At 58.7% G+C, this 26030-nt stretch carries 21 protein-coding genes; 15 read left to right on the top strand and 6 right to left on the bottom strand.

Features of this window, described 5'->3' with window-relative positions; genetic code table 11:
- Positions 1-13: 13 nt before the first annotated feature.
- The 4 genes from speA to ACZ3HH_RS05715 form a co-directional block, all read right to left on the bottom strand.
- The gene (speA, locus tag ACZ3HH_RS05730) at positions 14-1927 is read right to left on the bottom strand and encodes an arginine decarboxylase (protein ID WP_367374030.1); all 1914 of its coding nucleotides are present in this window, start codon (positions 1925-1927) and stop codon (positions 14-16) included.
- Positions 1928-2146: 219 nt separating this feature from the next.
- Positions 2147-2518: a translation initiation factor Sui1 gene (locus tag ACZ3HH_RS05725; RefSeq protein WP_007907444.1), complete on the bottom strand. Its 372-nt coding sequence runs from the start codon at positions 2516-2518 to the stop codon at positions 2147-2149.
- Between the two features lie 283 nt (positions 2519-2801).
- Positions 2802-3371, bottom strand: coding sequence for an NUDIX hydrolase (locus ACZ3HH_RS05720; protein WP_367374029.1), 570 nt, complete (start codon positions 3369-3371; stop codon positions 2802-2804).
- A gap of 3 nt (positions 3372-3374) precedes the next feature.
- The gene (locus tag ACZ3HH_RS05715; protein WP_448091766.1) at positions 3375-4442 is read right to left on the bottom strand and encodes a DUF2333 family protein; all 1068 of its coding nucleotides are present in this window, start codon (positions 4440-4442) and stop codon (positions 3375-3377) included.
- 289 nt (positions 4443-4731) lie between these two features.
- Here ACZ3HH_RS05715 and gcbA point away from each other — a divergent pair, with 289 nt between their 5' ends.
- From gcbA to ACZ3HH_RS05645, 14 genes are all read left to right on the top strand, one after another.
- Positions 4732-6402: a diguanylate cyclase GcbA gene (gene gcbA, locus ACZ3HH_RS05710; RefSeq protein WP_465803306.1), complete on the top strand. Its 1671-nt coding sequence runs from the start codon at positions 4732-4734 to the stop codon at positions 6400-6402.
- A 51-nt stretch (positions 6403-6453) separates the two neighbouring features.
- A complete protein-coding gene (locus tag ACZ3HH_RS05705; protein WP_465803403.1) occupies positions 6454-8400 on the top strand; it encodes a methyl-accepting chemotaxis protein in 1947 nt (648 codons plus the stop codon).
- 161 nt (positions 8401-8561) lie between these two features.
- Positions 8562-10301, top strand: a complete 1740-nt coding sequence (locus ACZ3HH_RS05700) for a protein-disulfide reductase DsbD (RefSeq protein WP_465803304.1) — start codon at positions 8562-8564, stop codon at positions 10299-10301.
- Between the two features lie 133 nt (positions 10302-10434).
- Positions 10435-10887 carry a type II 3-dehydroquinate dehydratase gene (gene aroQ, locus ACZ3HH_RS05695; RefSeq protein WP_007937215.1) on the top strand — a complete coding sequence of 151 codons (453 nt, stop codon included), beginning with the start codon at positions 10435-10437 and terminating at the stop codon, positions 10885-10887.
- Between the two features lie 48 nt (positions 10888-10935).
- Complete coding sequence (gene accB / locus ACZ3HH_RS05690; RefSeq protein WP_038978781.1) at positions 10936-11397, top strand: acetyl-CoA carboxylase biotin carboxyl carrier protein; 462 nt, start codon at positions 10936-10938, stop codon at positions 11395-11397.
- A gap of 17 nt (positions 11398-11414) precedes the next feature.
- Positions 11415-12773 (top strand): acetyl-CoA carboxylase biotin carboxylase subunit, encoded by a 1359-nt coding sequence (accC, locus tag ACZ3HH_RS05685; protein WP_465803303.1) that lies wholly within the window; start codon positions 11415-11417, stop codon positions 12771-12773.
- A gap of 282 nt (positions 12774-13055) precedes the next feature.
- A complete protein-coding gene (gene prmA, locus ACZ3HH_RS05680) occupies positions 13056-13934 on the top strand; it encodes a 50S ribosomal protein L11 methyltransferase (RefSeq protein WP_052965847.1) in 879 nt (292 codons plus the stop codon).
- A gap of 30 nt (positions 13935-13964) precedes the next feature.
- Entirely contained in the window at positions 13965-15185 is a 1221-nt protein-coding gene (locus ACZ3HH_RS05675; protein WP_465803301.1) for a DUF3426 domain-containing protein, read from the top strand.
- A gap of 185 nt (positions 15186-15370) precedes the next feature.
- The gene (gene dusB / locus ACZ3HH_RS05670; RefSeq protein ID WP_007907421.1) at positions 15371-16381 is read left to right on the top strand and encodes a tRNA dihydrouridine synthase DusB; all 1011 of its coding nucleotides are present in this window, start codon (positions 15371-15373) and stop codon (positions 16379-16381) included.
- A complete protein-coding gene (gene fis / locus ACZ3HH_RS05665) occupies positions 16378-16698 on the top strand; it encodes a DNA-binding transcriptional regulator Fis (RefSeq protein WP_007907419.1) in 321 nt (106 codons plus the stop codon). Before dusB ends, fis begins: the two co-directional genes overlap by 4 nt.
- A gap of 81 nt (positions 16699-16779) precedes the next feature.
- Positions 16780-18387, top strand: coding sequence for a bifunctional phosphoribosylaminoimidazolecarboxamide formyltransferase/IMP cyclohydrolase (purH, locus tag ACZ3HH_RS05660; RefSeq protein WP_465803297.1), 1608 nt, complete (start codon positions 16780-16782; stop codon positions 18385-18387).
- 190 nt (positions 18388-18577) lie between these two features.
- Complete coding sequence (gene purD, locus ACZ3HH_RS05655) at positions 18578-19873, top strand: phosphoribosylamine--glycine ligase (protein WP_465803296.1); 1296 nt, start codon at positions 18578-18580, stop codon at positions 19871-19873.
- 99 nt (positions 19874-19972) lie between these two features.
- Positions 19973-22750, top strand: a complete 2778-nt coding sequence (locus ACZ3HH_RS05650) for a hybrid sensor histidine kinase/response regulator (protein WP_465803295.1) — start codon at positions 19973-19975, stop codon at positions 22748-22750.
- A gap of 65 nt (positions 22751-22815) precedes the next feature.
- Positions 22816-23412, top strand: a complete 597-nt coding sequence (locus ACZ3HH_RS05645) for a MarC family protein (protein ID WP_019582263.1) — start codon at positions 22816-22818, stop codon at positions 23410-23412.
- A 71-nt stretch (positions 23413-23483) separates the two neighbouring features.
- On the opposite strand, the gene ACZ3HH_RS05640 is transcribed toward ACZ3HH_RS05645, so the two are convergent.
- Together ACZ3HH_RS05640 and ACZ3HH_RS05635 are read right to left on the bottom strand one after the other, a co-directional pair.
- Positions 23484-24140, bottom strand: coding sequence for a hypothetical protein (locus ACZ3HH_RS05640; protein WP_465803294.1), 657 nt, complete (start codon positions 24138-24140; stop codon positions 23484-23486).
- Positions 24141-24181: 41 nt separating this feature from the next.
- A complete protein-coding gene (locus ACZ3HH_RS05635) occupies positions 24182-25003 on the bottom strand; it encodes a hypothetical protein (RefSeq protein WP_465803293.1) in 822 nt (273 codons plus the stop codon).
- Positions 25004-25255: 252 nt separating this feature from the next.
- On the opposite strand from ACZ3HH_RS05635, the gene ACZ3HH_RS05630 reads away from it, so the two are divergent.
- Positions 25256-25906 carry a hypothetical protein gene (locus ACZ3HH_RS05630; protein WP_465803292.1) on the top strand — a complete coding sequence of 217 codons (651 nt, stop codon included), beginning with the start codon at positions 25256-25258 and terminating at the stop codon, positions 25904-25906.
- Positions 25907-26030: the final 124 nt, after the last annotated feature.

Genomic DNA, 26030 nt, shown 5'->3' with positions numbered 1-26030 from the left:
ACGGTGCCTTACCTCAAGAAGACAGGTAAGACGAACGGGTCAGGCCCAGGCGCAAGGCGTCGAGGAACTGGGTGCGCTCGGCGGCGCTGATGCGGGCACTGGCGCACTTGTCGCGGTAGTGGGTCATCAGTTCTTCCGGCGACAGGTGCACGTAACGCAGCATGTCTTCGATGGTGTCGTGGGTCTCGATACCGGCGTGGTACACACTACCGTCGGCATTCTGATAAATGTTCACCGAGTCGGTGTCACCAAACAGGTTGTGCATGTCGCCGAGAATTTCCTGGTAGGCACCCACCAGGAAAATCCCCAGCAGATAATCTTCACCTTCGTTCAGCCCGTGTACCGGCAAGCTGGTCTCGATGCTCTGCTCGTCGACGTACTGCTTGATCTTGCCGTCGGAGTCGCAGGTCAGGTCTTGCAGCACCGCACGGCGCAGCGGCTCTTCGTCGAGACGGTGCAGCGGCAGGATCGGCAGGACCTGGCCGATCGCCCAGGTGTCCGGCAGGCTCTGGAATACAGAGAAGTTGCAGATGTACTTGTCGGCCAGCTTGTCGTTGAGTTCGTCGAGCACCTGACGGTGGGAGCGCTGACGGGCCTTCAACGAGTTGTGCAGGCGGCGGCAAACGGCGAAGTAGCATTGCTCGGCCAGGGCTTTTTGCGCCAGGGTCAGCTTGCCATCGGCGTATTGAGTGGCCACGTCGCTCATGTAGTGCGTGGCGCGCCAGTAGGTTTCGGTGACCATTTCGATGTCGGTCGGGCCGAGCAGGTCAACCAGCCATTGCACGGTTTCCGGCAGTTCTTCCTTGCTATCGATCTTCGGCACGTCGTCGTTGTGTTTCTCGACGTCGGTTACCTGCACCACCAGCATGGCGTGGTGAGCGGTCAGGGAGCGGCCGCTTTCAGAGAAGATGTTCGGGTGCGGCAGGCTCTGCGCGTCGCAGAACTCCTTGAGCATCCCGACCACGACACCGGCGTAATCGTCCATGTCGTAGTTGATCGAACTGGCGTTACGCGAGTGAGTACCGTCGTAGTCCACGCCCAAACCGCCGCCGACGTCGATGTGATCCACCGGCAAGCCAAGGTTGCGCAGCTCGCCGTAGTAACGGATCGCTTCCTTGAAGCCGTGCTGGTAGTCCGCCAGGTTGGCGATCTGCGAACCCATGTGGAAGTGCAGCAGGCGAATGCCCTGATCCAGACCGGCAGCGCGGAAACGCTCGACCACCGACAGCAGTTGTGCCGCCGACAGGCCGAACTTGGATTTTTCACCACCGGTGTCTGCCCACTTGCTCGACGCCAGGGACGACAGACGCACGCGCAGGCCGACCTGCGGCTTGACCTTGAGCGCCGCCGCTTCTTCGATCACCAGACCGACTTCGGATTCTTTCTCGATCACGATGAACACGTTGTGGCCGAGCTTCTGGCCCATCAGCGCCAGACGGATGAACTCGCGATCCTTGTAACCGTTGCAGACAATGGTGCCGCCCTTCGGTGCCAACGCCAGAACGGCGAGCAACTCAGGCTTGGAGCCGGCTTCCAGACCGATCGATACGTCCTGGGTAGCGATGATGTTTTCGATCACCGCTTCTTGCTGGTTTACCTTGATCGGGTACAACGCGGTGTACTTGCTCTGGTATTCCAGACGCTCGATGTTGGCGTCGAACGCACCGGTCAGCTGGCGTACGCGGTCTTGCAGGATGTCGGGGAAACGCACCAGCAACGGCAAGGACAAACCGCTTTTGCGCAGTTGATCGACTTGCTCGAAGAGGTCGATAGGCGAACTGGTCGGGCCGTTCGGACGAACTTCGACGCGACCGGCGTCATTGATCGCGAAATACCCGGCCCCCCAATGGCGAATCCCGTAAACACTGCGGCTGTCCGCAACTGTCCATTGGCTGCCATCGTCTTTGCGTGTGCGTCGTACGGACATCGAAGTCCCCTATAAAGAAGTCATAGAGCGTCGCCTTAAGTTCAGGCCGGCGCAGTCTAAAGAATGAAAATGACGGTTCGTCAACGAGGGGGTAGACCTCGCTGACCGCAGTGAGTTTAGAAACCGGTCATGAACAGGCTCTGTGAAAACCATGGAGACGACGCCAGACCAGAAGGAATCGGGACTGGATCAAGCCGCAGGTGGTTTTCACAGAGGCTGCTAGCCGCCGGACTTCTTCGCCTTGAAACCGTGTTTGATCAGCTCGGCCAAGAGTAGCTCGACATGATCGCCCTGGATTTCGATGATTCCGTCCTTCAACGCCCCACCAGTCCCGCAACGTTTTTTCAACGTGGTGGCCAGGTCCTTGAGCGCGTCTTCGGCCAACGGCACGCCGGTGATGGTGGTCACCGTCTTGCCGCCACGGCCCTTGCTTTCGCGACGCACGCGAGCAATGCCGTCGCCGGCCGGAATAACGGTTTGTTTGCAGATGCAGGCATCCACCGGTTGACTGCAATCCGGGCAATGACGACCTGCGTCGGTGGAAAATACCAGGCCACCAAGGGCGGCGAAGGATGCGGCTTTTTTGGCCACCGGCAATCCTCTTGGGAGGACAAAGACTGGTCGTGGCAGATGCCATCGACCGCGAAGCCCCACTCAGGCAGGGGCAGCGCTACTGAAACGGTACAACTCTGTGTATGAGCGCAGGAGCTGACGAGTGCAACGAGGCTGCGATCTTTTGATTTTGACTCAAAAGCTAAAGTCAAAAGATCGCAGCCTGCGGCAGCGCCTACAACAAACATTACCGGTTCAGTTTGAAAAGGTCGCGCAGTGTAACGGCAAAAACGCCGATTGCTAAGAGCCAATCGGCGCCAATTTATAGCTCTTTTGCGACGTTATTCCCTTGGGCGCGAAGATAGCGCTGCAAGGCTGCCAGAGAGTCCGGGCAATAAGGCTTCTGCGTGATTTCCAGCAGGACTTGATCGATCGGGATGAAGCGCGCTTCAAGCACTTCTTCCGGCTGCAGGATCAATGGGCCGTCCCACACTGCCGAAAACGCCGAACACCAGAGTCGGTTGCCGGTGTCTTCGAAGAAAAAGTGATCATGGGCAGTCAGCTCCACACCGCTCACGCCCAGCTCTTCTTCCAGCTCACGGGCCGCCGATTCGGCGTAAGTCTCAGTGGCCAGCACCATGCCGCCGGCCGCCACGTCCCAGTAACCGGGGTATATCGCTTTGCTCAGGGTACGTCGGTGTACGCACAGTTCACCGGCAGAATTGAACAGCATGATGTAGGTGCCGCGCCCGATCAGCTCGCGTTCGCGCAGCTCGGAGCGGACCAGAGCGCCGAGCAGGTTGTCCTGCTCGTCGACCCAGGCGATCTGTTCGGCATCGGAGGCCGCGCGATGGGCGGCCTCACGCATGTCATCGATGGAGCTATCAACCATGACTCAGCCCTGATTGAGCAGTTGACGCAAATCGATCACCGCGGCGTTGGCCCGGGAGATGTAATTGGCCATGACCAGCGAGTGGTTGGCCAGCACACCGAAGCCGCTGCCGTTGAGGATCATCGGGCTCCAGACAGGTTCTTGCGAGGCTTCCAGCTCACGAATGATCTGGCGCACGCTGACCGTGGCGTTTTTCTTCGCCAGCACATCGGCGAAATCGACTTCGATGGCACGCAGCAGGTGGGACAACGCCCAGGCTTGACCGCGGGCTTCGTAAAACACGTTATCGATCTGCAGCCACGGGGTTTCGACGACTTCTTCGTCAACCTGCGGCACCTGACCGAGCGCCGGAACTTCAGTCTTCAGTGCGGTGTTGAGCTTGACCCGGCCAACACTGGCCGACAGCCGTTGCGACAGCGAACCCAAACGGGTTCCCACATCACCCAGCCAGTTGTTCAGGTTGTCGGCGCGGGCATAAAACAGCGCGCTTTTCTGGTCAGGCCCCGACAGACGTGCCTGATAACGGCTCAGGGAGTTGATGCCTTCCTGGTATTCGGACTCACTGGATGGCAGCACCCAGCTTTTGTTGTCGAAGTTGAAGCGCGGCTCGGCCTTGGCCAGGTCGGCGTCTTCGGCGGACTGCGACTGGGAACGGGCGAAGTCTTTACGCAGCGCACGGCTCAGGTCGCGGACCTGGACCAGCACGCCATATTCCCAGCTCGGCATGTTGTCCATCCACAGGCCCGGCGGGAAACGGTCGTTGGAAATATAACCACCCGGTTTGGTCAGCAAAGTACCGGCAACGGTCTTGAGGGTTTCCACCGTGGTGTACCCGACAACCATCTGCTTGCCTTCTTTCTCGGCCGCCATTTGGGCATTCTGCTGAACCGGGAACAGCGCTGGCTCCTGGCTCCAGTACCAGCCCAGCGCAATCGCCACCAACAGGTAAAGAACAATCAGAGTGGCCAGCGCCCGGCTGAACAACAGGCCGCCAAAATAACTGCGGGTGGCCGATTTCGGTTCAGCGGCACGCTCAGGCGCGCTGCCTGTGCGGTTCTTCCAGTCCAGCATGGCGGTATCCTTTCAATCACTTGAGTTCATCGGTTCGACCACAACCCTACGCCATCGTGCGTCATTTGCCGCGCATTAAATCCTGCGCGTCACAGCGAGCCACACAATGACCGCAATGGAGCTGCCACTATAAATGAAGCACAGCGTTGAGCCTATGCGACCAGTCGGTCAGAAACTGAATGAAGTCGCTTTGCAGATTATTGACATGCGACACTCATGCAATCGAAAAGAGGTGCTAGCATAGAGCCACCAGTCGATCTCAGCATGCACCCTAACTAGTAGTCAGGATATGACCGAGCCAGAAGACCCCAGCCGTGAGCGCCTCAAGCACCACTTTGCCCAGCGGGTAATTCATCAGGCACGTCAGATTCTTGAGATATGGCAACGCCTGCAACGCAACGAATGGTCCACCACCGACTTGTCGGAACTGAGTGAGGCCAATCTGCGCCTGCTGCGCTTTGCCGAACGTTTCGAACAACCGGAACATACCCAGCTGGCGCGCCACATCGGCCAGTCGCTGGAAGCGGTGGACGCCAACCGCGGACGTCTGAGCAGCGGACTGATCACTGACCTCAATCGCCTGATGCAGCGCCTGTCCCGCACCGGCCTGCGCCATGGCGACCAGCTCGAACACACCTTTCTGCCGCCGCTGCGCAAACCGATTTACGTGATGTTGCAGGATCACGACCGGGCCGAGCGGCTGGCCAAGCAACTTGAATTCTTCGGGCTCAGCGCTCAATCCCTCGACAGTGTCGCCGCGTTCCGCTCCTCGATGGCCGAGCGTTTGCCGGCGGCGATCGTCATGGACGTCGACTTCAGTGGTGCCGGTATCGGCCTGAAACTGGCGGCCGAAGCCCAGGAAGGCCTCGACCAGTCCTTGCCGCTGTTGTTTTTCAGCCTGCACGAAACCGATACCCCGACCCGCCTGGCTGCCGTGCGCGCCGGTGGCCAGGAATTTCTCACCGGCACCCTCGAAGCTTCAAGCCTGCTGGAAAAGATCGAAGTCCTGACCTGCGTCGCCCAATACGAACCCTATAAAGTGCTGATCATCGATGACTCCCGCGCCCAGGCCTTGCACACCGAACGCCTGCTCAACAGCGCCGGGATCGTCACGCGGACTCTGATCGAACCTATCCAGGCCATGGCCGAACTGGCGGATTTCCAGCCAGACCTGATCATCCTCGACATGTACATGCCGGCCTGCACCGGTACTGAACTGGCCAAGGTGATCCGGCACAACGACCGTTATGTCAGCGTACCGATCATTTATCTGTCGGCCGAAGACGACCTGGACAAGCAGCTCGACGCCATGAGCGAGGGCGGCGACGACTTCCTGACCAAGCCGATCAAGCCACGGCACCTGATCACCACCGTGCGCAACCGTGCGGCACGGGCGCGCAATCTGAAGGCGCGGATGGTGCGCGACAGCCTGACCGGTTTGTACAACCACACCCACATTCTGCAATTGCTCGAAGACTGTTCATTCCGCGCCCGACGCGAAAACAAGCCGCTGAGTTTTGCGATGCTCGACATCGACCACTTCAAACGGGTCAACGATAGTCACGGCCATCCCATGGGCGACCGAGTGATCAAGAGTCTGGCGCTGTTCCTCAAGCAACGGTTGCGCAAGACCGATTTCATCGGCCGTTATGGCGGTGAAGAGTTCGCCATCGTCATGCCGGACACCGATATCGAATCGGCCTACAAGGTGCTCAATGAAATCCGTCAGCGCTTTGCCGAAATTCACTACCCGGCTCAGCCTCAGGACCTCTGGTGCACCTTCAGCGCCGGCGTCGTCGAACTGCACGAAGACTCCGACAGCCTGATGATGGCCAGCCAGGCTGACGAAGCGCTGTACCGTGCCAAGAATGCCGGACGTAACCGCGTACAAGCCGCGCGGGAGTCAAAGCAAAGTGCCACTTTTTCATCGGAATCGACCGATTCGGTCATAACTCTGTAACAGAAACGCAATAAGTTCAGGCACTTACCACTCTGCCGTTGGTAGACCATGATGCGCCTGAAGCTGTTGACCAATCTCAATACCCTCCTTCTGGTCGCCGTGTGCATAGCCCTAGGCGCCACGCTTTGGTGGTCGCAAAAAGCCCTGGAACGCCCCTATCTATTGATGGAGCGTTATCTGGGACTGTCTCAGCAGTTTCAAAATGAAGTGGCGCGCAACGTCGAGGATTACCTGGCCAGCGGCGATGCCCTGCGCCTGAGCAGCGCCAGTCAGGCTATCGACAGTCTGCAAAAGGAACTCGGTGAGTTACCACCGGCATTGGCCGACACCTTGCGCCCTAGCCTGTCGAACCTGGCTGAATTCAGCAAAACCGATCTGCTGGCCGCCGGTAAACTCGCCGGTGATCCACAAGCATTGCTGCTGCAAGCCGAACGCGAACTCGGTGCCAGTCTTGATCAGCTCAGCCAATACGCCAGCGGTAATGCGGCGTACCTGACGCCCTTGCTCGTTGCCTCCCAACACTTGGGCAAACTGTCCCTGGCCCGGGACAAACTGGTCAGCAGCGGGCGCAGCGAACTGGCCGCCGATGTCGAGCGCGAGGTCGCCAACATCCGCGCTCAAGCTGAACAACTGGACACCTTGCCACTGCTGGGGGTGACCGCCAGCAGTGAATCGAACACCGATGATTTCGCCGCAATGATGGGGCTGGAGAACTCCGAAAAAACCGTCGCCGAAGATGCCGGTGTCAGCCTCAAACGTGAACTCAACAGCCTGCTCACCCGCTACCCTTCGGAACTGGCGCGCACTCGCGAACAGATCCAGAAACGCGCCGACCTCAGCACCGCGACACACTTGAAAATCGCTGCCGTGCAGCAGTCCATCGCCGGGCTGGAACCGGTGGTGCGCGCCCAGCACGGGCAAATCCAGAGCGAAGTGCGGTTGATGCAAGGGGTGATGATCGGGCTGATTCTGCTGATCGCATTGCTCATCGATACCTTGCAGCGACGCCTGGCCCGAACCCTGACCAACCTCGCCCCGGCGCTGTCGACCTGGGCCGAAGGTGACTTCAGTCGCGACATTCAACTGGGTGCGACCAACCGCGAACTGCATGACATTCAAGCCTCGCTCAATCGCTTGCGCGCCTATCTGGTCGACCTGGTAGGCACCATTCGCCTCAACGCCGAGCAAGTCGCCGGCAGCAGCCGAACGTTAGCCGAATTGAGCAATGACCTGCACAGCGGCGCCGAGCATCAGGCCGGCGACACCGCGTTGATCCGCGATTCTCTCGGTGAACTCGAGGCGACGATTCAGCAAGTCGCCGGTGACGCCAGCCAGGCTGCCGATGCCAGCCGTCATGCAGGACTGGCGGTGGAACACGGTCAGAAAGTGATCGGCCTGAGCCTCACCGGGCTGCATGCGCTGGTAGGCGAAGTGCAAGGCAATGCGCAGATGATCGAACATCTGGCCGAGGAGTCAGCGACCATCGGCGGTGTGCTGACGGTGATTCGCTCGATTGCCGACCAGACCAATCTGCTGGCCCTGAACGCCGCCATCGAAGCGGCCCGCGCCGGAGAAATGGGCCGAGGGTTTGCGGTAGTCGCCGAAGAGGTTCGCTCACTGGCGCAACGCACCGCCGGGGCCACGGCCGAGATCCAGACGCTGATCGCCGGCCTGCAAACCGCTGCGCGGCAATCGGTCGAAGGCATGCGAGCTCAAGTCGAACATGCCGAAGCCACGGCCAATCAGGCCCAGGCGGCTGATGGTGCGCTGGATAAAATCGTCGGGGCGATCCAGACCATTTCCGACACCGCCGTGCGCATCGCCGATGTCACCGCCCAACAGAGCGGCGCTGTCAGCGAAATCCGCGATCACAGTGAGCGGATTCACCAATTGGGTGGGGATAACTTGCTGCGCATCGGCGTGGGGCGTGAACAAGGGGAGAATTTGTTGGTGCTGGGTGGACGGTTGCATACCGCCGTTCAGGCCTTCCGCGTCTGATAATCCGCTATCGCGGGCAAGCCCGCTCCCACAGGGTATACGCTGTCCTTGTGGGAGCGAGCCTGCTCGCGATGGCGCCAGAACAATCGCCGCAGGACTCCCGCCTGCACACCCGCCCACGGTCCGCTATCATGCCCACACTTTCGATACGCGAGATTGTCATGCGCCGTTTGCTCTGCCTGCTGTTTTTAGTGCTCGCCCTGCCGGCCTCTGCCGCCGGGTTGCTGGACAGTCGGCCCAGTTCCACCCTGGGTTCGATCAACAACAGCGCAGACTTCCTGCCGGTGCGCGAAGCCTTTCAGTTGAGCCTGGTAGAAAGCACGCCGCAATCGATCAAGTTGCGCTTCGTCGCCACCGAGGGTTACTACCTCTATCGCCATCGCTTCCAGTTTCGCGCCGACCCGGCCGACATTGGCCTCGGCGCAGCGCAACTGCCCAAGGGCGAACAAAAGCACGATGAATTCTTCGGTGATGTTGAGGTTTACCACGGCATTCTCGATGTAGAACTGCCGCGCACCGATTCCCGCGCCTTTACGCTGGCCGTGACCTATCAGGGCTGCGCCGACAAAGGCCTGTGTTACCCGCCCGAGACCGAACGCCTGAGTATTGATGGCAGTGGCGCCGCGACCTCAGCCTGGAGCTGGCGCGAACTGGCGCTGTTTTTCCTCGCAGGTGTTGGCCTGACCTTCACCCCCTGCGTGCTGCCGATGCTGCCGATCCTCTCCGGGGTGGTCCTGCGCGGGCAGATCGGTGGTTTACGCGGCTTCAACCTGTCGCTGGCTTACGTACTGCCGATGGCCGTTTGTTTCGCCCTGCTTGGTGCGTTGATGGGAATGTTCGGCGCACAGCTCAATCTTCAGGCACGGTTGCAGTCGGCCTGGGTGCTGGTGCCGTTCGCGATGTTTTTCGCAGTGTTTGCCCTGGCCATGTTTGGCGTCTTCGAACTGAAACTGCCCTACGCCATCAGCAGCCGCCTGGACCGGATTGCCGGGCGCACCGAAGGCGGCTCACTGTGGGGCGCGGCGGTGCTGGGCGTGGTGTCGAGCCTGCTGGTCTCGCCGTGTGTATCGGCACCACTGGCCGGTGCGCTGCTGTACATCAGCGCCAGCGGCGATGCTCTGGGCGGCGGATTGAAACTGTTCATGCTCGGCTTGGGCATGGGTGCGCCGCTGTTGCTGGTGGCGACTGGCGGCGCGGCCTGGCTGCCGAAAAGCGGACCATGGCTGATCTACGTGAAAAACGCGATCGGGGTGCTGCTGCTGGGGCTGGCGATCGCTTTGCTCAGCCGGGTATTGCCGGGCCAGATCACATTGCTGTTGATCGGCTTGCTCGCAGGTGGCGTCGGGTTGTTTATGGGCGCGCTGGAATTCGTCTATAAACCGCCGAGAAAACGCCTGGGGCAATTGCTCGGGATGCTTCTGCTGTTTTATGCCCTGGTCTGCTGGTATGGCGCGTTCAGTGGCCAGACTGATCCGCTCAACCCCATTGGCCAACCGCGCATTGTCGCGGGCAACGGTCAACCGCAAATCGCCGGCAACTGGCAAACCATCATCACTCCAGCCGAATTGGACCGCGTGCTCGCCGAAGCCAAATCCTCCGGCACGCCGCTGCTACTCGACTGGTACGCCGATTGGTGCATCAGCTGCAAAGTCATCGAACACGAAGTTCTCAACGATGCCAATGTCGTCGAACGACTCAAAGGCTATCGATTGATCCGTTTCGACATCACCGCCAGCAATGCCGAACAACGGGCCCTGCTCGACCGCTACAAGCTGTTCGGTCCTCCGGCGCTGATGTTTTTTGGCAAAGATGGTGTCGAACGTGCCGATGTGCGGGTGATCGGCGAGATCAGCGCAAAAAACTTCGCCGAACGTGTTGCGAAAGCAAATGACCGGATTTAATGACCCGGTCACATATTTCGCGTAAACATCGGCCATCGTGCTGGCTATTGCATAGAACTGGACAGTCACAAAGGCTTTGCGGCATAGTCGCCGGGTTCTGACAATTTGCACACAGATGACAAAGGAGCAGCAGATGGCGACCCTATTGGTTTTACACGGCCCCAACCTGAACCTGCTCGGCACCCGGGAACCGGGCGTCTACGGTGCAACGACGCTGGCGCAGATCAATCAGGATCTGGAACAGCGGGCGCGCAATGCCGGCCACCATTTGCTCTACCTGCAAAGCAATGCCGAGTACGAATTGATCGATCGCATCCACGCTGCTCGCGGCGAAGGTGTGGACTTCATTCTGATCAATCCAGCAGCTTTTACGCATACAAGTGTCGCATTACGTGACGCGCTGCTGGCAGTGAGCATCCCATTCATCGAAGTGCATTTGTCTAACGTGCACAAACGCGAACCTTTCCGCCATCACTCTTACTTCTCCGACGTTGCGGTGGGAGTGATCTGCGGCCTTGGCGCCAGCGGTTATCGACTGGCCCTGGAGGCCGCACTAGAGCAGCTTGAAAGACAGGCAACGGCTTGAACAACAAGCGTTAAACGCCCCTGACCGACCCTTGGGAGTTGATGATTCATGGATATCCGTAAAGTTAAGAAACTGATCGAATTGCTGGAAGAGTCCGGTATCGACGAGCTCGAGATCAAGGAAGGCGAAGAGTCCGTACGCATCAGCCGTCACAGCAAGACGCCTGCTCAGCAGTACTACGCTCCCGCTCCGATGCATGCTCCGGCGCCTGCGCCTGTCGCTGCTGCTCCGGTTGCCGCGGCGGCTCCTGCAGCTCCGGCGGCCCCTGTGCTGAACGGCAACGTTGCCCGTTCGCCGATGGTCGGCACTTTCTATCGCAAATCTTCGCCGTCCTCGCCGTCCTTCGTTGAAGTCGGCCAGACCGTGAAGAAAGGCGACACTCTGTGCATCGTCGAAGCCATGAAGATGATGAACCACATCGAAGCTGAAGCCAGCGGTGTGATCGAATCCATCCTCGTCGAAGACGGCCAGCCGGTTGAGTACGACCAACCGCTGTTCACCATCGTTTGAACCGCGGAGAAACTTTGATGACTGCGAAGTTGGAAAAAGTTCTGATCGCCAACCGCGGTGAGATCGCCCTGCGGATTCTGCGTGCCTGCAAAGAGATGGGCATCAAGACTGTCGCCGTTTACTCCAAGGCCGACAAAGAGCTGATGCACCTGGGCCTGGCAGACGAATCCGTCTGCATCGGTCCGGCATCGGCCGCGCACTCTTACCTGCACATTCCGGCCATCATCGCCGCGGCTGAAGTGACCGGCGCTACCGCCATTCACCCAGGCTACGGTTTCCTTGCGGAAAACGCCGACTTTGCCGAACAGGTCGAGAACTCCGGCTTCGCGTTCATTGGCCCGAAAGCCGAGACCATTCGCCTGATGGGCGACAAGGTATCGGCCAAGCACGCCATGATCGCCGCTGGCGTTCCAACCGTTCCGGGTTCCGACGGCCCACTGCCTGAAGACGAAGAAACCGCTCTGCGCATCGGTCGCGAAGTCGGTTACCCGGTGATCATCAAAGCCGCTGGCGGCGGCGGTGGTCGCGGCATGCGTGTAGTTCACAAGGAAGAAGACCTGATCGCCTCGGCGAAACTGACCCGTTCCGAAGCGGGCGCAGCGTTCGGCAACCCGATGGTGTATCTGGAAAAATTCCTGACCAACCCACGTCACGTGGAAGTTCAGGTGCTTTCCGATGGCCAGGGCCATGCTATCCATTTGGGCGACCGCGATTGCTCGCTGCAACGTCGTCACCAGAAGGTTCTCGAAGAAGCGCCGGCACCGGGCATCGATGAGAACGCGCGCGAGGAAGTCCTCGCACGCTGTGTCAGGGCTTGTATCGACATTGGCTATCGTGGCGCTGGCACCTTCGAGTTCCTGTACGAAAACGGCCACTTCTACTTCATCGAGATGAACACTCGTGTCCAGGTAGAACACCCGGTTTCGGAAATGGTCACCGGCATCGACATCGTCAAGGAGATGCTCAGCATCGCCGCTGGCAATAAGTTGTCGTACACCCAGGATGACGTCGTTATCCGCGGTCACGCGCTGGAATGCCGGATCAACGCCGAAGACCCGAAAACCTTCATGCCTAGCCCAGGCACGGTCAAGCATTTCCACGCTCCAGGCGGCAACGGCGTTCGCGTCGATTCGCACCTGTACAGTGGCTATGCCGTTCCGCCGAACTACGATTCGTTGATCGGCAAGCTGATCACCTACGGCGCAACCCGTGACGAAGCCATGGCGCGCATGCGCAATGCGCTGGACGAAATCGTTGTCGACGGGATCAAGACCAACATCCCGCTGCACCGCGATCTGGTCCGTGATGCTGGCTTCTGCGAAGGCGGAGTCAACATCCACTACCTGGAACACAAGCTGGCTGGCGAAAAGCATTAAGCTGTGATCCATACCAACAAAGCCGCTTTCGAGCGGCTTTGTTGTTTCTGGAGGCTTCATCAAGCAACACACTCATCCCCTGTGGGAGCGGGCTTGCTCGCGAAGACGGCGGCACATCCAACATTGATGTGACTGACCGACCGCTTTCGCGAGCAAGTCGAATCGTCGCACCGCCGCTCCCACAGGCACAGTGGACTCCCACAAAACCTTCGCGCTCGCGTAAACTTGCGCGCTTCTCGCAGCCCGCTAGGCTGCAATCAATATTTTTCAAAGGTGCCCGCCATGCCTTGGCTGCAAGTCCGTCTCGCCATCAGCCCAGAACAAGCCGAAACCTACGAAGACGCTTTCCTTGAAGTGGGCGCCGTGTCGGTGACTTTCATGGACGCCGAAGATCAGCCGATTTTCGAGCCAGAACTCAATACCACCCCGCTGTGGTCGCACACGCATCTGCTGGCCTTGTTCGAAGGTGGCACCGAAGCCGCCAGCGTACTGGCCCACCTCGAGTTGCTGACCGGCAGCCCGCTGCCCGAGCACCACAGCGAAGTGATCGAAGACCAGGACTGGGAACGCAGCTGGATGGACGGTTTCCAGCCAATGCGCTTCGGTCAGCGCCTGTGGATCGTCCCGAGCTGGCACGCTGCGCCTGAGCCGGACGCGGTGAACCTGCTGCTGGACCCGGGCCTGGCGTTCGGCACCGGCACTCACCCGACCACCGCACTGTGCCTGGAATGGCTCGACGGTCAGGACCTGAAAGATTGCAACGTGCTCGACTTCGGTTGCGGCTCAGGGATTCTGGCGATTGCCGCCCTGTTGCTGGGCGCCAAGCAAGCCGTCGGCACCGACATCGACGTGCAGGCGCTGGAAGCGTCCCGCGACAATGCCGGTCGCAACAACATTGCCGACGAACTCTTCCCGCTGTATCTGCCGCAAGACCTGCCACAGGTTCAGGCCGACGTGCTGGTGGCCAACATTCTTGCCGGCCCGCTGGTTTCACTGGCGCCGCAACTCTCCAGCCTGGTCAAGCCGGGCGGTCGCTTGGCGCTGTCGGGCATCCTCGCCGAACAAGGTGAAGAAGTCGCCGCCGCCTACGCTCAGGACTTCGATCTGGACCCGATTGCCAATCGCGACGGCTGGGTACGCATTACTGGCCGTCGGCGCTAGAATGAGCGCCTGCATAAACCGGATTGCCGCATGACCGACAGCTTCGTCACCCAGTGCCCGCATTGCCAAACCAGCTTCCGCGTCAGCCATGCTCAGTTGAGCGCGGCCCGTGGAGTGGTTCGTTGCGGCTCGTGCTTGCAGGTGTTCAACGCCGCCAAGCAGTTACTCGAGCAGCGGGCCGGCAAGGAGACGGTCAAACCGGTTGCACCGGTGCCCGTCGAACCACCCGTACAGCGAGCCATCAGCCAAAAGCAATGGACCGCTGCAGAAATGGATCTGGACAGCCTGGACCTGGACGAAGAGCTCGCCCGGCTTGAACAGCGGGAAATCCAGCCAACAACGGAATTCACTCGGCCCCGCGAAGATAGCCTCAGCGCTCGCCGCGATACCACCGAGCACGATCAGGAGCCCTGGTCCGACAGCCTCTTCAGTGAATCGGCCGCCGATCGCGCACAAACCGCAGACGCGCCCACGCCAGAACCGACGATCGAGCCGAGCAAACACTCGCGCACCGAGCCTTCGCTGTCGCTGGAATCCGCGGATCTGGACGACGAGCCCGAGATACAACATCTGCGCCTGCACGACCCGCTCGACGCCCCGACCCCCTTTGGCAGCCTGTCGGCGACTCCCGATGAGGTCGACGACGACCTGCCCTCGGTCGAACCCTTGCGCAAGCGACGCGAACGCAGCGGACCGGCCTTGCGCGCGGAGGTGCTGGAGGACCTGAGCGACGACCCGTTGCAACTGGACTGGCAAAAACGTCGCTCCCCCTGGGGCCGGCGCTTTTTCTGGCTGCTGCTGATCCTGCTCGGCGCCGCCGGCCTTGCCGGCCAATACGTCGCCTACCACTTCGATGAACTGGCACGTCAGGACCAGTATCGTCCGTGGTTCCAGCAACTGTGCCCGCACATCGGCTGCACCGTTCCGTCCAAGGTCGATATTGCGAAAGTCAAAAGCAGCAACCTGGTCGTCCGCAGCCATCCGGACTTCAACGGTGCGCTGGTGGTCGATGCCATCATCTACAACCGGGCCCCTTTCTCCCAGCCCTTCCCGTTGCTGGAGTTGCGCTTTGCCGACCTCAACGGCCACCTGATCGCCAGCCGTCGCTTCAAGCCCGGCGAGTACCTCAACGGCGACCTCGAAGGCCTGGCGGAAATGCCACCACAAACGCCGATCCACATCGCGCTGGACATTCTCGATCCAGGCCCCAAAGCGGTGAACTACAGCCTGAGCTTCCATTCCCCCGAGTGAAACGCTCGAGTGTTACAGGCTTGACGGCAGTTTTCTGACTTTGACCGTTCCAACCAAACCGCTGGCGATAACAGAATAACTGTTCAGATTTTGTTCAATTCAGCCTTTATCCAGTCATCGAGAGCGGGTATCATGCCAACCCTTTTTCGAACTCTCATGATCCGGCCCCACAACAGGGAAGTCCTATGTCGGCGGTACGCATCGGTCCATATACATTGCACAACGGCTTGATTCTCGCCCCCATGGCGGGTGTCACCGATCAGCCCTTTCGTCAGCTGTGCAAGCGACTGGGCGCGGGCCTTGTAGTCTCGGAAATGGTCACCAGCGACATGAGCTTGTGGAACACCCGCAAATCGCGGATGCGCATGATCCACGAAGGCGATCCCGAGCCCCGCTCGGTACAGATCGCCGGCGGAGATGCGCAAATGCTGGCGGATGCAGCCCGGGCCAATGTCGAACTGGGCGCACAGATTATTGATATCAACATGGGCTGTCCGGCGAAGAAGGTCTGCAACAAGGCCGCCGGCTCCGCCCTGTTGAAAGATGAAGCATTGGTGACCGAGATCCTGCAGGCCGTGGTGGCCGCGGTCGATGTGCCGGTCACCCTGAAGATCCGCACCGGCTGGGACCGGGCGAACAAGAACGGCCTGACGGTGGCGAAGATCGCCGAACAGGCAGGCATTACGGCGTTGGCAGTACATGGCCGCACCCGTGCCGATCTGTATACCGGTGAAGCGGAGTACGACACCATTGCCGCGATCAAGCAGGCAGTGTCGATTCCGGTCTTCGCCAATGGCGATATCGATTCACCCGAGAAGGCCCGGTACGTGCTCGACGCGACCGGTGCCGATGGCCTGTTGGTGGGTCGGGCTGCCCAGGGGCAGCCATGGATTTTTCGTGAAATCGACCATTATCTGCGTACCGGCGAAAAACTCCCGGCACCGGAACTGATCGAGGTGGAACGTATTCTGCTTGAGCATCTGGCCGCGCTGCATGCCTTCTATGGCGACGTCATGGGCGTGCGCATAGCTCGCAAGCATGTGGGCTGGTATCTCGCAACCTTGCCGGGCGCCAGGGAGTTCCGCGCCCACTTCAATCGTTTGGAAGATACGGAAGCACAATGCGCCTACGTTCGGGCCTTCTTCGCCGAACGCTACAAGAGCCTGACAGGGGACGGAGAAGGGGTGGCTGCATGACGATGATGACCGAGACTTTAGTGAGTGGAACAACACCCGTGAGCGACAACGTGAATTTGAAACAGCACCTCAATACGCCGAGCGAAGAAGGTCAGACCCTTCGCGGGAGTGTCGAGAAGGCGCTGCACAATTATTTCGCCCACCTTGAGGGCGCTGCCGTCACGGATGTGTACAACCTGGTGCTCTCCGAAGTCGAGGCTCCCCTGCTCGAATGCGTGATGAACTACGTCAAGGGCAACCAGACCAAGGCCAGCGAGCTGCTCGGGCTGAACCGGGGCACCCTGCGCAAGAAACTCAAGCAGTACGATTTGCTGTAAGCATTCAATCAAACCAGAAAGGCGCCCGCGTAAAACCGGTCGCCTTTTTTGCTGACTCCTTTGCTTTTGATGGAAATTGAAATGACCGACCAGACTACCCGCCTGCCGATCCGCCGCGCCTTGATCAGCGTTTCCGACAAGACCGGGATCCTTGAATTCGCCAAGGAACTTGAAGCCCTGGGCGTCGAGATCCTCTCCACCGGCGGGACATTCAAGCTACTGCGCGACAACGGCGTTGCCGCAGTGGAAGTCGCGGACTACACCGGTTTCGCAGAAATGATGGACGGTCGGGTGAAAACCCTGCACCCGAAAATCCACGGCGGGATCCTCGGTCGTCGCGGTATCGACGACGCCATCATGAACGAGCACGGCATCAAGCCGATCGATCTGGTCGCGGTCAACCTGTACCCGTTTGAAGCCACCATCAACAAGCCAGGCTGCGACCTGCCGACCGCCATCGAGAACATCGACATCGGCGGCCCGACCATGGTCCGTTCGGCAGCCAAGAACCACAAAGACGTGGCCATCGTGGTGAATGCGAGCGATTACGCCAACGTCCTGGAAAGCCTCAAGGCCGGCGGCCTGACCTACGCTCAACGCTTCGACCTGATGCTCAAGGCCTTCGAACACACCGCCGCCTACGACGGCATGATCGCCAACTACATGGGCACTGTGAACCAAACGGCTGAAACACTCAGCACCGAAGCTCGCAGCGAATTCCCGCGCACCTTCAACAGCCAGTTCATCAAGGCTCAGGAAATGCGCTACGGCGAGAACCCGCACCAGAGCGCGGCGTTCTACGTTGAAGCCAAGCCTGCCGAAGTCGGCATCGCCACCGCGACCCAACTGCAAGGCAAAGAGCTGTCGTTCAACAACGTGGCCGACACCGACGCCGCGCTGGAATGTGTGAAGAGCTTTGTCAAACCGGCCTGCGTGATCGTCAAGCACGCCAACCCGTGCGGCGTGGCCGTAAGCCCGGACGCAGAAGGCGGCATCCGTCAGGCCTATGAACTGGCCTACGCCACTGACACCGAGTCGGCGTTCGGCGGCATCATCGCGTTCAACCGCGAACTGGATGCTGAAACCGCCAAGGCCATCGTCGAGCGTCAGTTCGTCGAAGTGATCATCGCCCCGTCCGTCAGTGAAGAAGCTCGCGCCATCGTCGCTGCAAAAGCCAACGTACGCCTGCTGGCCTGTGGCGAGTGGTCGGCTGATCGCGCTCCGGCCTGGGACTACAAACGCGTCAATGGCGGTTTGCTGGTGCAGAGCCGCGACATCGGCATGATCGGCAGCGAAGACCTGAAAGTGGTAACCAAGCGCGCCCCGACCGAACAGGAAATCAACGACCTGATCTTCGCCTGGAAAGTCGCCAAGTACGTGAAGTCCAACGCCATCGTTTACGCCAAGAACCGTCAGACCATCGGTGTCGGCGCCGGCCAGATGAGCCGCGTGAACTCCGCACGTATCGCCGCGATCAAGGCCGAACACGCCGGTTTGCAGGTGGCAGGCTCGGTGATGGCCTCCGACGCCTTTTTCCCGTTCCGCGATGGTCTGGACAATGCGGCCAAGGTCGGTATCACTGCGGTGATTCAGCCAGGTGGCTCGATGCGTGATAACGAAGTGATTGCTGCTGCTGATGAAGCCGGCATCGCCATGGTGTTCACCGGCATGCGCCACTTCCGTCACTAATAAGACAACGGCCGCACTGAACCCGGCATCTGCTGCGTTGGAGCCGACCTCGATGATGCTCATTGCCAAAAGGCAACTCCGCTCATCGAGGTCGACTCCGCCTTGCATCTACCGGCTTCAGTGCGACCTCCTACGGCGTGAAGCGCTTTAGGTTCTAAAACAGAATTAGCGTCATCCGAGGTTTTTTGAAATGAATGTTTTGATCATTGGCAGCGGTGGCCGTGAACACGCTCTGGCCTGGAAAGTGGCTCAGGATCCGCGTGTGCAGAAAGTTTTCGTTGCCCCGGGCAACGCCGGCACGGCCATTGAAGCCAAGTGCGAGAACGTCGCTATCGACGTGCTGGCGCTTGAGCAACTGGCTGATTTTGCCGAGAAGAACGTTTCCCTGACCATCGTCGGCCCGGAAGTGCCGCTGGTCGCCGGAGTCGTCGATCTGTTTCGCGCCCGTGGCCTGGATTGCTTCGGCCCAACTGCGGGTGCCGCGCAACTGGAAGGTTCGAAAGCCTTCACCAAAGACTTCCTGGCTCGTCACAAGATCCCGACCGCCGACTACCAGAACTTCACCGAGATCGAGCCAGCCCTGGCTTATCTGCGTGAAAAAGGCGCACCGATCGTAATCAAGGCCGATGGCCTGGCCGCCGGTAAAGGCGTAATCGTGGCCATGACCTTGAGCGAAGCCGAAGACGCAGTGCGCGACATGCTCGCCGGCAACGCGTTTGGCGACGCCGGCTCCCGCGTGGTGATCGAAGAGTTCCTGGACGGCGAAGAAGCCAGTTTCATCGTCATGGTCGACGGCAAGAACGTACTGCCGATGGCCACCAGCCAGGACCACAAACGCGTCGGCGACGGCGATACCGGTCCGAACACCGGTGGCATGGGTGCTTACTCCCCGGCTCCGGTCGTCACAGCCGAAGTCCATCAGCGGGTCATGGACCTGGTGATCTGGCCGACCGTGCGTGGCATGGCCGAGGAAGGCAACGTTTACACCGGCTTCCTCTATGCCGGCCTGATGATCGACAAGGCTGGTAACCCAAAAGTTATCGAGTTCAACTGCCGTTTCGGCGATCCTGAGACCCAACCGGTAATGCTGCGTTTGCAGTCGAGCCTGGTGTTGCTGGTCGAGGCGGCCCTGGCGCAAGCGCTGGACAAGGTCGAAGCGCAATGGGATCCACGTCCAAGCGTCGGCATTGTATTGGCCGCTGGCGGATACCCGGGTGACTACGCCAAAGGCGTTGCCATCAACGGCCTGGATGCAGCCGCGACACTGGAAGGCAAAGTTTTCCATGCCGGTACTGCGCTCAAGGATGGTCAAGTGGTGACCGCCGGTGGTCGAGTGCTGTGCGCTACCGCCATGGGCACCAGCGTCGATGCAGCCCAGCAGCAGGCTTACAAACTGGCGGCTAAAATCGACTGGGAAGGCTGCTTCTACCGCAAGGACATTGGCTACCGCGCCATTGCCCGCGAGCGTGGCGAAAATCAGGAATAAGCCATCCGTTCGGCCAGGCAAGGGCTTGCGGCCCTTGCCTGACTATTCCGGCGCCGCGCATAGTTATACTCTGGCATTAACCTACGAAGGGATTTCGCCGTGCGCTGGCTCAGGATTGCCATAGGCTTCACCGTCACTCTGCTGACCTTGCTCTGCATGCTCCCGGCCCAGGCCGCGCAAGGCAGTGGCTGGGCAGTATTGCTCGACGAACAGGGCGATCTGCAGCTGAGCGACATCCGCTCCAGCCGCTACACCAATCAATTCAGCCCCATCGAACTCGACCGCCTCACCGCGGCCGCGCCCGATGGCGCGCTATGGCTGCGTTTCAGGCTCGCGCCCGGCAAGCATGAACAGTTGCTGCGAGTGTTCGCACCAGACCTGTCGCACCTCAATCTGTATGTGCTCGACGGCGACCAGTTGATCGATCAATTGAATACCGGTACCGGGCAGCTCCAGGCTAAGCGCCCCCTCCCCAGCAGCGACTTCATGTTGCCGCTGCCACAAAGCGACAAAACCCTCGACGTCTACCTGCGGCTGGTTTCCGAACACCAGTTTCGGCCGTACATCACCCTGCAATCGGCGGTCATGACCGCGGCCACTCAGTACCAGACGCTGATCTACGGCTTGCTCTTTGGCTGCCTCGGGATGCTGATCCTGCATAACCTGACCCGTTACATCTACACCCGCTCGCGCAGCAGCCTCTGGCTGGCAGCATGCGAAGGGCTGCTGATGCTCAGCCTGGTGTTGCTACTGAACCTGGCCCGGCCATGGTTGCCGAACTGGTCCGCCGTGCAGACACCCGGTGCCTACCTCGCCTTGCTGATGACCGCGCCTTGCGGTCTGATGTTCGCCTACCGTTTCTTCGCCCCGCTCGGCCCTCACCCGCTGAACAAACTGCTGCTGGGGGACATCCTGTTCATCATGGTCTGCGGCCTGCTGTTGCTGTTCGTCAACACACTGCCACTGAACCTGATCACGTATGGGCTGGTTGCTCTGGCCGGTCTGAGCATGTTGTTCGTCAGTGCCCATCACTGGCAAAAAGGTTATCGCCCGGCGCGCCTGTTCGTGGCGGCCATGGTGGTATTCAACCTCGGCACATTGATTATCCTGCCGGCACTGCAGGGGCTGACCCTTGTCGCGCCGCAAGGCCTGATCATTATTCTTCTGGTGTTTATTTGCATCAGTGGCCTGTTGATGAGTATTGCCCTGGGCGAGCGACAGCGAAGCATTACCGAAGACCGTTTCAGCGTCAGTCGCGATCTGGCCGCCAGCAACGCCGAGATCAACGCCAAAGCCGAGTTTCTGGCGAAGATCAGCCACGAAATCCGCACCCCGATGAATGGCGTGTTGGGCATGACCGAACTCCTGCTGGGCACACCACTGTCGGTCAAGCAGCGCGACTATGTGCAGACCATCCACAGCGCCGGCAACGAGCTGCTGACACTGATCAACGAAATTCTCGACATCTCCAAACTTGAGTCCGGGCAGATCGAACTGGACGACGTGCAGTTCGACCTCAACGCCCTGATCGAAGACTGCCTGAGCATCTTCCGCGCCAAGGCCGAACAGCAGAACGTCGAGCTGATCAGCTTTATCCAGCCGCAGGTACCACGCGTCATCAGCGGAGATCCGACACGCCTGCGCCAGACCTTGCTGAGCCTGCTGGAAAACGCCCTGAAGAAAACCGACGAAGGCGAGATCCTGATCGTCGTTGCCCTGGATGAACGCAGCGCCAAACCTCGACTGCGCATCGCGGTGCAGGACAGCGGCCAGCCGATGGAGGCGGAAGAACGCGACGCGTTGATGCATGCCGAACTGCACAGCAAGCACTTCCTCTCGGCCACCAGCCTGGGGGGCAATCTAGGGCTGGTGATTGCCCGTCAGCTGATCCGTTTGATGCAGGGTGAATTCGGTATCAAGAGCGGCGCCAACCAGGGCAGCACATTGTGGCTGACCCTGCCCCTGGACCCGGACCGTCTCGAACATCCGACCTCGGACCTGGACAGCCCGCTGCAAGGCGCACGCGTTCTGGTCGTGGACGACAACGACACCTGTCGCAAGGTGTTGGTGCAGCAGTGCAGCGCCTGGGGCCTGAATGTCAGCGCCGTGCCATCCGGCAAGGAGGCCCTGGCGTTGCTGCGCACCAAGGCTCACCTGCGCGATTACTTCGACGTGGTCCTGCTGGACCAGAACATGCCCGGCATGACCGGCATGCAACTGGCCGCCAAGATCAAGGAAGACCCGAGCCTGAACCATGACATTCTGCTGATCATGCTCACCGGCATCAGCAATGCCCCGAGCAAGATCATCGCGCGTAATTCCGGGATCAAGCGCATTCTCGCCAAACCGGTGGCCGGCTATACCCTCAAGACCACGTTGGCGGACGAGCTGAATCAGCGCAACAAAGGCCTCTCGGTCTCGCAGCAGCTACCCACCGGCCCTACCCTTCCGGTCAAGGTGCCCAGCGATTTCCGCATCCTGGTGGCCGAAGACAACAGCATCTCGACCAAGGTCATACGCGGCATGCTGGGCAAACTTAATCTGCAACCGGACACCGCCAGCAATGGCGAAGAAGCCCTGGTGGCGATGAAGGCCCAGCGCTATGACCTGGTGCTGATGGACTGTGAAATGCCAATCCTCGACGGCTTCTCCGCCACCCAGCAACTGCGTGCCTGGGAAGTCGGTAACCAGCGGATTCGCACCCCCGTGGTGGCCTTGACCGCACACATCCTCGCCGAGCATAAAGAGCGCGCGCGTCAGGCTGGCATGGATGGGCACATGGCCAAACCGGTCGAGCTGTCGCAGTTGCGCGACCTGATCGAGCATTGGGTTGCCCAGCGTGATCAGCAAAACCGGGCAGCGGTTCAGACCTCCTGAGCCGACAGACTCCATAGCGCCTGATAGACTCCCCCCTCGACTTCCCTCGCCAGTGAGCTTGTCCCATGCTCCACGTGTTGTTCAGCGTTTACCTGAAGATGCTGGTGCTCTACAGCCCGTTCTTCGTGTTGTCCTGCTTCATCAGTCTGACCCGCGGTTATTCGCGCAAGGAACAACGTCGTCTGGCCTGGAAAGTGGCGATTGCCACTCTGGTTTCCAGCGTCTTGCTGTACCTGTTCGGGCGGGTGATCTTTGACGTGTTCGGCATTACCGTGGATGCATTCCGTATCGGTGCCGGCAGTGTGCTGTTCATCTCGGCGCTGGGCATGGCCCAGGGCAAGTCGGTGGTGCAGACCGACAATGTGCAGCAAGACGTGACCATCGTCCCGCTGACCATTCCGCTGACAGTCGGCCCCGGCACCATCGGCGCCTTGCTGGTGATGGGTGTGAGCCAGCCGCACTGGGACGACAAGCTCACAGCGATTCTCAGTATTGCGCTGGCCAGTTTCACAGTCGGCGTAGTGCTATATCTGTCGAACCGTATCGAACGGATTCTCGGTGACCAAGGCCTGCAGATTGTCAGCCGCTTGATGGGCCTGTTCGTCTGCGCCTTGGCCGCGCAGATCATTTTCACCGGGGTCAAAGGGTATCTGGTGCCCTGAGTCACCACCTGCTTGCCTCCTCCAAACGATCCAGGGGAGGTAAAAGACGACCCCATATGGGGTCGTCATCCTTACAGTTGATCAATGCGCCCGGAGTGGGATTGCCGTTGCGAGCCCAGCCACTGCACAACGTTCTCTGCATTCTCCTCATAGCTCTTGATGTTCAATCGGGCATTGACAAAACCAGTTTTCACGCGCCCTTGCACTCGGGCCGGATCGAAAACATGATCAATGAGGTTCGGCCCCACGTCCTCAACAGTCTTGAAAAGCACCGTAGCCATTGTAAGAAGCCCCTCTTTGTCAACGATACCTAATTGCATCTTGATATGAGCTTGCTCTTTCATCACCGCATGATCACGGAAAACTCCGGCAAGTGGTGTACTTTCCGGCATCGCAGAAAGCTGCTTGGAAGCGATATCCAAGAAATCTTTCTGCGCACCTGAAAGGTGCTTTCCAAGAATGCACAGCAATCTATTTGTGAGGTTGAATCGACCGCTGTCGGCAGGTAATGACATTTCCTGCTGTTCGTGCAAACTCCAGCCACAAGATCCCAAAGACTCCTTGAAGACATCCTGCCATTCCACAGTCGTCGGGCTTTCGCAAAAGTCTTCGTCTGCGCAAAGCTGGGAAAAAAGAATCGAATCCTGCACGCTCTGCTTTAAAGGCTCCGACAATGATCGGGACAGCAACAAAATACTGCACGTGCTTATATAAATTGAATATTCCATTCAACTCTCCAAAAAGAAATCAGCACTTTTCGCTTCAAAACTCATGCAGTCCTACGACGACTAAACCTTTGTTTAAGCACTTCCTTCCGATGCGTACCAAGATATTCTTCAATGTCACTTCTGAACTCCTCATATCGAGCAGGATTAAACGTGATGAACGACTTCCCTCGAAAAATTTCCAGCGCCGAAGACTGCCAGTTTACAAAGAGGACGCCGCCGTTGTGCGAAGACCCTGTTTGCCTTACTGATGCAGACGAGGCAACTAGAATACCGTTTTCCAATTGTTCGCATGGAATGACCGACAATCGCGCACCTTCAGGTATTTTTACCTCGCTATTAAAAAGATTTAAGGTTTTCGTATCGTCCTTCAAACCACCCACTGTGGTGTCTATTACTCCACCAAGCACAGAGGCTGCCGGCAAACTGGCCTTCACACCGTCCAGTATTCCTTTAACGATGTCTTTAATTACATAGTCCATGTCGACGCGCAGAGACCTACTGGAGTATTGAGTGTAACCATCATCGGCGATGAAACACCCAAGATCCCTTAAACATCCAACAAACTCGCCATACCATGGTTGAGTATTCTTGCCGTTGGGAAACTCGTAATTGGCCTCCATAATGGCCATTGTCATCACGTTCTCTATGATCGCCATATTGTTGAGCGACATACCCTTGCCATAACCCACTAGCGCATCGCCCAGCATCACCGCATCCAGTTCCTTTGTCGGATTGTCAGTTAGCTGCACGGCCAGCGCACGTGGACGCAGCCCAGCGGGGGCCTGCGCCTTACGCTTACTAACACGGGCCTTTACCAACTCAACGCTTTGCGCAACGCTTACTACACTTTCAAAATTGCTCATACTTAATCCTTTTTATCAAATTGACCGCTCCTGCGGACTAACACCAATCTAATTCATCACGTTCTCATACAACACCCCTAACCGATTACTGAATATGTGCGCGCAAAACGCCCCCACATACTCAACTAACAATCGGACACACACACCAAGAACAAACGACTTTTAAACTTTCGGAAAGCGCTGTATTCATGCAACTCAAACAATGCAACCCCGCACACACAAATCAAACTTAACTCTGACGAGACTTTACACATGAACGAGCTACTCTCCGGACTGGTAACCGGCCCGACTCTGACTTCTTACGTTAAAACAATGTCCTTGCGCGACCACGATGATTTGGCAGACATCCAGAATATAGCAACCAAGTATGCCGACGAATCGAAATACCGTTATGCCGACTCAGGTGACTGGTTTACGGACTACCTACAAGCAATGGACAACTTTGGCTGGATCATGAATGGAGATGTTAATGAACTTACATTTAACGACGTAACCATGTCTTTAGCAGACTACATTGTATGGATGATCAAGGACCCCGTAGAAAAAAACGCCATGATCGATACGTTCGACTCCTTGAAGTTCAATAGCCCTGCACTCCTATCGCTGGGCGAAGAAAGCGGGGAAGGTCAAACCTTACAAGTTCTGCCCGTCAAGTATAATTCACGAGGCAACCTTTCTATAATGATCATTCAAGTGCAGTTGTTTTCCGAAACAAAAAATGGCAATTTTTTATTCTGGAACTGGGAAAATCGATCAGCAAAAATAGTTCGCCGGACTGCACATCTAATATTAAATCGAGAAAAACTCGAGCATTGGAGACCAACACTCAACGAGTTTATCAATAAGTTCCGTATGTCGCGATTTGCCTTGAGGAAAAGGAACGCAGTCATTGAGTCCCTTTGAAATTGCCCCACGGCTTGAGGTTGTCCCACTGCGCACACTTGCCGTGCAATATTTAGGGCAGCTCTCGCCCGAGCAATGATTTTTGTAAAAGGCAAACCAGAACTGGCGACTACCTGCAGCGTCG

It is taken from the genome of Pseudomonas sp. PME37.24/025 (genome assembly GCF_055556615.1).
The sequence above is the reverse complement of the archived record's forward strand: the minus strand, read 5'-3'. Positions and strand labels throughout refer to the sequence as shown.

Bases quoted from the DNA above. Each gene is read 5' to 3' on its own strand.
- speA (WP_367374030.1), bottom strand. From the start codon at position 1,927: ATGTCCGTACGACGCACACGCAAAGACGATGGCAGCCAATGGACAGTT.
- ACZ3HH_RS05720 (WP_367374029.1), bottom strand. From the start codon at position 3,371: ATGGTTGATAGCTCCATCGATGACATGCGTGAGGCCGCCCATCGCGCG.
- ACZ3HH_RS05715 (WP_448091766.1), bottom strand. From the start codon at position 4,442: ATGCTGGACTGGAAGAACCGCACAGGCAGCGCGCCTGAGCGTGCCGCT.
- gcbA (WP_465803306.1), top strand. From the start codon at position 4,732: ATGACCGAGCCAGAAGACCCCAGCCGTGAGCGCCTCAAGCACCACTTT.
- ACZ3HH_RS05705 (WP_465803403.1), top strand. From the start codon at position 6,454: ATGCGCCTGAAGCTGTTGACCAATCTCAATACCCTCCTTCTGGTCGCC.
- ACZ3HH_RS05700 (WP_465803304.1), top strand. From the start codon at position 8,562: ATGCGCCGTTTGCTCTGCCTGCTGTTTTTAGTGCTCGCCCTGCCGGCC.
- aroQ (WP_007937215.1), top strand. From the start codon at position 10,435: ATGGCGACCCTATTGGTTTTACACGGCCCCAACCTGAACCTGCTCGGC.
- accB (WP_038978781.1), top strand. From the start codon at position 10,936: ATGGATATCCGTAAAGTTAAGAAACTGATCGAATTGCTGGAAGAGTCC.
- accC (WP_465803303.1), top strand. From the start codon at position 11,415: ATGACTGCGAAGTTGGAAAAAGTTCTGATCGCCAACCGCGGTGAGATC.
- prmA (WP_052965847.1), top strand. From the start codon at position 13,056: ATGCCTTGGCTGCAAGTCCGTCTCGCCATCAGCCCAGAACAAGCCGAA.
- ACZ3HH_RS05675 (WP_465803301.1), top strand. From the start codon at position 13,965: ATGACCGACAGCTTCGTCACCCAGTGCCCGCATTGCCAAACCAGCTTC.
- dusB (WP_007907421.1), top strand. From the start codon at position 15,371: ATGTCGGCGGTACGCATCGGTCCATATACATTGCACAACGGCTTGATT.
- fis (WP_007907419.1), top strand. From the start codon at position 16,378: ATGACGATGATGACCGAGACTTTAGTGAGTGGAACAACACCCGTGAGC.
- purH (WP_465803297.1), top strand. From the start codon at position 16,780: ATGACCGACCAGACTACCCGCCTGCCGATCCGCCGCGCCTTGATCAGC.
- purD (WP_465803296.1), top strand. From the start codon at position 18,578: ATGAATGTTTTGATCATTGGCAGCGGTGGCCGTGAACACGCTCTGGCC.
- ACZ3HH_RS05645 (WP_019582263.1), top strand. From the start codon at position 22,816: ATGCTCCACGTGTTGTTCAGCGTTTACCTGAAGATGCTGGTGCTCTAC.
- ACZ3HH_RS05640 (WP_465803294.1), bottom strand. From the start codon at position 24,140: ATGGAATATTCAATTTATATAAGCACGTGCAGTATTTTGTTGCTGTCC.
- ACZ3HH_RS05635 (WP_465803293.1), bottom strand. From the start codon at position 25,003: ATGAGCAATTTTGAAAGTGTAGTAAGCGTTGCGCAAAGCGTTGAGTTG.
- ACZ3HH_RS05630 (WP_465803292.1), top strand. From the start codon at position 25,256: ATGAACGAGCTACTCTCCGGACTGGTAACCGGCCCGACTCTGACTTCT.